Annotated in this window: 7 protein-coding genes; all 7 read right to left on the minus strand. The window is 31.7% G+C overall.

Going from position 1 to position 7,224, the window contains the following annotated elements:
- Window positions 1–450 (minus strand): polysaccharide biosynthesis protein (locus M0R36_10720; protein MCK9556261.1); only part of this gene is annotated, 450 nt, incomplete at its 3' end.
- Window positions 447–1,550 carry a DUF1698 domain-containing protein gene (locus tag M0R36_10725; GenBank protein ID MCK9556262.1) on the minus strand — a complete coding sequence of 368 codons (1,104 nt, stop codon included), beginning with the start codon at window positions 1,548–1,550 and terminating at the stop codon, window positions 447–449. The genes M0R36_10725 and M0R36_10720, both read right to left, overlap by 4 nt.
- Window positions 1,547–2,464 (minus strand): radical SAM protein, encoded by a 918-nt coding sequence (locus tag M0R36_10730; GenBank protein ID MCK9556263.1) that lies wholly within the window; start codon window positions 2,462–2,464, stop codon window positions 1,547–1,549. The genes M0R36_10725 and M0R36_10730 overlap by 4 nt, the downstream gene beginning before the upstream one ends.
- Window positions 2,464–3,372, minus strand: a complete 909-nt coding sequence (locus M0R36_10735) for a radical SAM protein (protein MCK9556264.1) — start codon at window positions 3,370–3,372, stop codon at window positions 2,464–2,466. Before M0R36_10735 ends, M0R36_10730 begins: the two co-directional genes overlap by 1 nt.
- The gene (locus M0R36_10740; GenBank protein ID MCK9556265.1) at window positions 3,369–3,902 is read right to left on the minus strand and encodes a class I SAM-dependent methyltransferase; all 534 of its coding nucleotides are present in this window, start codon (window positions 3,900–3,902) and stop codon (window positions 3,369–3,371) included. The genes M0R36_10735 and M0R36_10740 overlap by 4 nt, the downstream gene beginning before the upstream one ends.
- 2 nt (window positions 3,903–3,904) lie before the next feature.
- Entirely contained in the window at window positions 3,905–4,639 is a 735-nt protein-coding gene (locus M0R36_10745; GenBank protein MCK9556266.1) for a glycosyltransferase, read from the minus strand.
- Window positions 4,636–7,176 (minus strand): glycosyltransferase, encoded by a 2,541-nt coding sequence (locus tag M0R36_10750; GenBank protein MCK9556267.1) that lies wholly within the window; start codon window positions 7,174–7,176, stop codon window positions 4,636–4,638. Before M0R36_10750 ends, M0R36_10745 begins: the two co-directional genes overlap by 4 nt.
- Window positions 7,177–7,224 lie beyond the last annotated feature (48 nt).

Genomic DNA, 7,224 nt, shown 5'->3' on the forward strand with positions numbered 1-7,224 from the left:
TACTGCTTTGTCTGTCGAAACTCCAACAACAGTCTCGATAGGATAATTATTCTCTTTAATAGCAGTTACAATATTTTGCGCCCCGATAATATTTGTTTGCGTTGCCTCGAACGGAACATATTCACACGAGGGAACTTGTTTTAAAGCTGCGGCATTGATAACAATATCGGCATCACGTAATACAGAACAGACTGAATGATAATCTCTGATATCACCAATACGAAACTGTACTCTGTTTTTGAATCCGTGGTAAATGATTTCGTCTGTGGCTAAAATCCCATTTTCATAAGCAGTCCTCATATCATATTGCTTTGCTTCATCCCTAGAAAATATGATGATTTTTTTAGGAATACCTTTATGTTCAGTAAGAATTCTACGAACTAATACTTGTCCTAGTGAGCCTGTACCGCCTGTTATTACAATTGTTTTGTCTTGAAATATTTCTCTCATATTTTCTCTCCTACTAAAATAATTCTATTTTGGGTTATATCCACTCTATGCGACTTTATTTTTTTTATAATATTAAAACATTTACTAACTAAAGGCATTTGTGATTTTTCTATTTCAAAAATTGCCGTTTTGACATTCAGATTCATCAAAGTCAATAAAGGGTCTTTGGTATGATGTAACATATTCAATACCAAAGCCACATCTCCTACAGGTGTTGGATTTCCTGCTTCCCATTGTAAAAATTCAACATTACTAGGCATTATTTTTTTAATTATATTGGCAGTATCTAAAACACGAACATCATTATCCAACCCTATCACTTTTTTCGCCCCAAGTTGTTCACAAATAAATGAAAAATATCCATGAAAACACCCGACATCTATCACAGTTTTATTTTTCCAATTTTTATCTGTTTCTATTATCCCTTTGATATTATCCCATGTTTTCCATGATTTAGAATATCCTTCGAATCCAATACATTGAATATCTTGATACCATTTATCATAAGGCATCATATCGATATAATCTTTCAAAATCGTTTGTTTTTTCTCCAATAATTCTTGTATTTTTGGGAGTAGTCCCTCTCGTATTGTTTCAAATTCTTTTTGATTTAGAACTTTATTCGAACTTGAATCATAATATATTATATCATACATTGTATCAAGTTTGGTAGTATATTCATGTATCCAAGCATTATAATAATCATAATCATACCCCAATTTCATTTTTTCTTTACTATAATAAGGTTTACTGATAACATTTTTTAACCATTGTTTTAGGTCAGACATTATAACACAAATAATTTGTGTGTCTTTTTGATTGATTGTATAAAATTTATTGAAATTGGAATAATCGTAATGATAAAGTGGATTGCCTTGTGATTTATCTTCCACCAAGGTACGGGGGATAGCATCTACCACAAAAGATGATGGCAGACTATCTAAAAAATTTTCTGCTATATGAAAGGCATTTTTTTCATAAACCCATTGAGATTCAAAATCTATATAGGATATATTTTGTTCTTCCATAATCTTTTTTGCCATATAACTTTTTCCTGCTGCTGTGATGCCTGTTATAAAAATTTTTCTTTTATTTATCATGCGAAATCTGTACAATTTTGACAATATAAATTTTTTCCTTCCATGATTGACTTTCGTAATATATTGTATTTTTCACCATTCCATATTTCATCAAAAGATTGCTCGTTAATATTTCCTGTGATATATGAAACCAAAAAACAACAAGGAGAAACATCACCGTTGGCGGCTATGCAAGTCATAGTCCACGGAGCACGACATTTTGATATTGGTGCTTTAGTCAATATGTTTTTAACTGCTTCCTGTTTGGATGGTAAAAACATCCCCTCTATTTTGATATTGTATTTTTTGGCTAAATCATGAGCCTTTTGTAAATACTCCATTTCTTCTTCATTATATAAAAGGTCTATACCATCTTCATATGTCATAAAATGAACAGGAGCCAATATCCTAACAATTTTTATTCCATGCTCATGAGCAAATTCGATAAAGTCGGGCATTTCTTTATAATTGAGCCGATTGGCAACCATAGAAATACTTAGGCGGTCAGGGTGTATTTTTTGTATGAGATTTCTAAAATTAGATAAAGTGTTTTCTAAATTTCCGTTCACTCCTGACAATATTTTATATGTTTCCGAATTGAGCGAATTGATAGAAAAATTTATGGCGGCAATCGATGCTCCTTCCAAAACTTTTTGTTTTTCAATTGTCATCCCTTCCCCATTGGTGCTGATATTGAACTTGAATTTTTTCTCTTTCATAAGTTCAATAATCTTTTCATAATCAGGATGGAGTGTAAATTCTCCATATCCTGTCAAATCAACGATGTTGATATTTTCAAAAAGGGATAATGCTCTCTGCATAGCATCAAACTTGATGCTTATTTTTGGTTGTTTACTATTATTACAAAAAATACATTTGTATTGGCAGATAGTTCCTGTACCTATTAGAATTGTTGTGGGTAAATGTGTGTTCATTATTCAAATTCCGTACAATTTTTACAGTATGTATTCTGCCCATCCATAATGGCTTGGCGAAGTATCTGTATTTTTTTACTGTTCCATATATCTACAAAGGGCGTTTCCGTAATATTTCCCACAACATAATGAGATAAATAACAGCAAGGCACAACTGTATTTCCCGTTATGAAAGTGGCTATCCAAGGCATTTTACATTCTACAATAGGTTTCTTTTTATATATCGTTGTTTCTGTTTTATGAGGTTGCATTCCTGTTACGGAAACTTTCAATTGTTTAGCCAAATCGTAAGCCTTGATGAGATAATCCTTTTCTTCTTGATTATTCAATAAGGAAAATTCATCGCTATAAGAAATATTATTGACGGGTGGGATAAACTTGACCATATCCAATTCCAAATCATGAGCAAGTTGGATAAAATCAGGTAGTTCTTTATAGTTCATTCTATTGACTACCATAGATATCGTGATGGAATAAGTTCTTGGTTTTTTGGAAAACTCTTTCAAATTTTCCATAACTTTTTTCAAATTGCCTTTATTCCCTGATAGAAAATAATGGATTTGTGGATTCAATGAGTTTAGAGATAAATTGATACCCTTCAGTAAAGATTCTCTCAATATCATCTGTTTATCTGATGTCAATGCTTCACCATTTGTACTAAAGACAAATGGAAATTTTTTCTCTTTAGTGAATTGGATTACTTTTTCAAATTCGGGGTGTAATAGCAGTTCCCCGTATCCACCAATACTGATAAAATCCAAACTATCGAAATCCTTCAAAATGTTTTTTATGGTTTCCGCACTCAAAGTAAACTTATCAATTACCCCTCTAGGATTGTTGCAAAATATACAGGCGTATTGACAAATAGTGCTTGTGCAAAGATGAACACTTTTAGGATATGCTATCATATTTTTTTAAAACAAAATAACCCATCGATATCTGTTTCGGCTCTTCCATTTCTCCAATAATGAGGGAAACGAATCATTTCATATTCTCGTAAACTGAATAATGCAGGAGTTAATAAAGACCGATGCACATTTCCTGTATTTTCAGGATATGGATTATCGCTTATTGTTTTTTCCATTGGCAACCAAAATACAGTTGCCTTTCTACTGAATTGCTCACACATTTCAATTATTTGCGGAATTTGTTCACTCTTAAAATGCTCCAAAATATCGAATCCAAAAACTAAATCGAAAGAACGGTCTAAAAATAAATTTTTTAATTTTAAAATATCATATTTTATTGGAATAATTTGAGGGTATTTTAATTCGGCAATTTCCAAATCAGGGATATATGTATCGATACCTATTTTAGATGGTATATCTAGACTAGCCAAAATACCACCCGTCCCACATCCAATTTCTAATGCCGTCTGCGGTTTAATTTTACTCAAAAATAAAGAAAAAATTTCGATTACACTTACTGTTTGCAACATGATTATACTCCATACAAATCAGGTCGTCTTTTTTTAGCATTATCTATTGCCATATACATGAATTTATCTCCTGCTTGACCTGATTGTAATTTTTTCGTCATATTTTCATTATGTTGGCGATACCAACCTAATATTTCTGGAACATGAGCAAATTTACCAACTTCTTGCATTCGTAAAAACATATCATAATCTTCATTAGGTTCTGATTGAAAAGAGCCGCATTTGGTTCTTAATTCTCTACGCCATAACCAACATATACCAAAATAAAAATTGTGTAATGATTTTTTAATATCCCAAGTTTGGTCTATATCTAAAATATTGGTTAAGTCTTTTCTTTCTTTTTCTACAAGCCCTGTTTCGTCCATGAATCCCACATGATTATTACTGTAAACCAAATCAATATCTAGATGGTCATAAAGATGATGAATGAGTGTTTTTAAACAATTAGGGTACATGATATTATCAGAAGCAAACCATGTTTCAAACCTACCAATGGCTTCAACAAATCCTCTATTTAGAGCTGAGCCTGTACCACCGTTTTCTTTTACTCGACAAATAATTCTATCATCTTTATTTTGTCTTTTTTCTACTATCTTTTTTGTTTCCTCATCTTCACCATCAACAACAATTATCAATTCCCAATTCTCAAAATTTTGTGAGATTATGCTTTCGATAGTATTATCGATATATTTACTCTGTTTAAATGTTGGCATAACTATAGAAATTTCAGGAATCATTTACTTAATACCTCATAAAGAATTTTACCAATTGGAGCGTCTATAAAATCCATGTAATTATCGGGGGTTAATTTATTTGTAAATTCTCCTGCTGATGGGTGTCCTGCATACCAATGTATTCCTAAAGAATGAGATTTCAGCCTATTGGGTGCGCCAGGAGTAAATATTTCTTTGATATATTGCATAGGATAATATGCATAAACTGTGTTAAAAGAAATACTATCCACCTTTAAATTTGGAAATTTTTTTCTAATATGATTTAGAGTTGGAAATTCCGTATTTAATAATACAACTCCATTGGCTTGATAGTTTGTAAAATCGGGTCTTGTCCTAATAGCCTTGCTCATGACATATCGGTAATAATCATTTTTAGGAGCAGAGGCCATAAACCCGATACTATGAAAAGTCGCAGGGGCAAATATTTCTGAAATAGAAACTATTGTATCTAAATCTTTATTTTGTGGATTATTCAAATCAAGATAATTCATAGGCTTATTGAACAAAATATCCATGTCTAACCATACACCACCATCTTGTCCTAACAAATGCCAACGCAAAAAATCAGACTTCCATACTTCAGGATATTCATTTGGAATACCCAAATCTTTACCATCAAATTCTTTTAAAGTAATCGGTAATTTTTTTAATTCTCCAAAATAATCAGGGCAATTTAAATCATAACAATGTTCTGTTGAAACCCAAGTATTTGTTTTAGTGGTATATTTTGGATAATATAAAATCACTTCCCAATCAGGATTCATTTTACAGAAGGAATAAAGTGTGAGATATCTGAAGTAAGGCATAATTCCACCCCAATAAAAATATGCTCGTTTTGGTATTTTTGTTAAATGCCAATTTGAATTATCTTTCTTTTCGGGGGGAGGATTCGAGGCCGATTCCAATTGTTTGCGAATAGCATCTGTCAGAATATTAAATACAACATTTTTTCTGTAATCGGGTATCTGTTGACTTTTTCTTATACAGGTATAAATATCTTCTAATTTCCATAAAGCCAAGTGTTTATCTTCATAAGAACCTGATGAATCTTTTTCTGTGCAATTTTCCATAATCCTATCTAATGGTTCTGGAAAATTAAATGGGGCGTTTTCAAAACAGATAGGTCTCCAATTTCCTGTCATGATATCTGTATTTTCCCGATGTTTACCAAAATTTGTGATAAGGATATAAGTAGTTCCTGAATGAATAAAATGGTCGAGAGCATTCAAAGCATCTTTATCAGAAAAATGATTTAGTGTATCTCTACTGAGAATGACATCTGCTTTTTCTTCTAGAGGGTAAAGTATAATGTTCTTTTGTTTAAATTGAATTTTATCATTTGTAAAGTTTTTGTTATTGTTTTGTATCAAATCTCCTACAATATCAATACCTGTATATTTGTCGAACTCGATGTTTGGTATGATTTTGCTCATCCAATTCCAATCACCACATGCCGCATCAACAATGATTTTAAGACCCCATTTTTTGAAAAAAGCAGGAAGTGCGGATATTAACTCAGAAGTTTGAATTGAATCTGAGCCTTTACCACTTTTGGATTCAGTACCTCGCCATTTATTATGTTGATAAATTTTAGTAAAAATTTCTTCTGTGTTACTTAATTTGTTCCTTTTCTTTTTCATTTTTTCCATCAAAGTCGGAATATAATTACCCGAAGTGGTTAACTTTTTGGTTAAATTTTCATTGTGTCTGCGGTGCCATCCTGATACGATTGGGTGATAGTAAAATTTTCCACCTGCTTCAATCATACGGGTTGTCATTTCATAATCTTCGCAAGGTTCAAGAATAAAACTCTTTCCTGCGGATATGCGTAATTCTTTTCTCCATAACCATATAACACCAATATTATAATGTTCATAAAAGTTATGGGCATTCCATTCCATCGGAACTTCTGAGTTATAATTTTTTCTTGTTATTTCTCCCAAGCCTGTAGAATCCATAACACCAATTTCACAATTGCAATAAACAAAATCTATATCTTTTTTGGATTCAAGAATATCAAACATATCTTGTAAAGCATTTGGATAATATTTGTTATCCGAAGCCAACCATGTTTCATATTCGCCTGTGGCTGTTTCGAATCCCATATTCAATGCGGAACCTGTACCCTCATTTTCCTTGTGAATAATCTGAATCCTTGGGTCATTTTGTTCATCGAGGATTTTTTTAGTATTATCAGTTGAGCCATCGTTAACAATTATCAATTCCCAATTTTCGAATGTTTGGTTGAGAATACTATCGATGGATTCTTTGATAAATTTATCCTGATTATATGTTGGCATGATGATGGAAATTTTTTTCATTGTATCTATATTTTTTCTCCATTTTCTTGATGATTGAAAATGCTCTATTACAGGGGTTGCTGTATTGTTCATGATATCAAATATCTGACAATAAGAAGCAGGAAAATTAAATATTTTTATTTCCTTATTTTTATCAAGAACATTTTCAAGATTTTTTTGTTCTAAAAAATTCCTACTTGTCTTATTGGCTTCAATCCATTGGTCAACAATATTCCGCATGGTCTCATTATTACGAATGTAAAGGGTTCCCGTAAGCAATTCGATGTC

Source organism: bacterium (assembly GCA_023228325.1).
Taxonomy (GTDB): domain Bacteria; phylum Auribacterota; class UBA6266; order UBA6266; family UBA6266; genus UBA6266.

Excerpts from the sequence above, each read along its gene's own strand:
- M0R36_10725 (MCK9556262.1), bottom strand. The coding sequence starts at position 1,550 with ATGATAAATAAAAGAAAAATTTTTATAACAGGCATCACAGCAGCAGGA.
- M0R36_10730 (MCK9556263.1), bottom strand. The coding sequence starts at position 2,464 with ATGAACACACATTTACCCACAACAATTCTAATAGGTACAGGAACTATC.
- M0R36_10735 (MCK9556264.1), bottom strand. The coding sequence starts at position 3,372 with ATGATAGCATATCCTAAAAGTGTTCATCTTTGCACAAGCACTATTTGT.
- M0R36_10740 (MCK9556265.1), bottom strand. The coding sequence starts at position 3,902 with ATGTTGCAAACAGTAAGTGTAATCGAAATTTTTTCTTTATTTTTGAGT.
- M0R36_10745 (MCK9556266.1), bottom strand. The coding sequence starts at position 4,639 with ATGATTCCTGAAATTTCTATAGTTATGCCAACATTTAAACAGAGTAAA.
- M0R36_10750 (MCK9556267.1), bottom strand. The coding sequence starts at position 7,176 with ATGCGGAATATTGTTGACCAATGGATTGAAGCCAATAAGACAAGTAGG.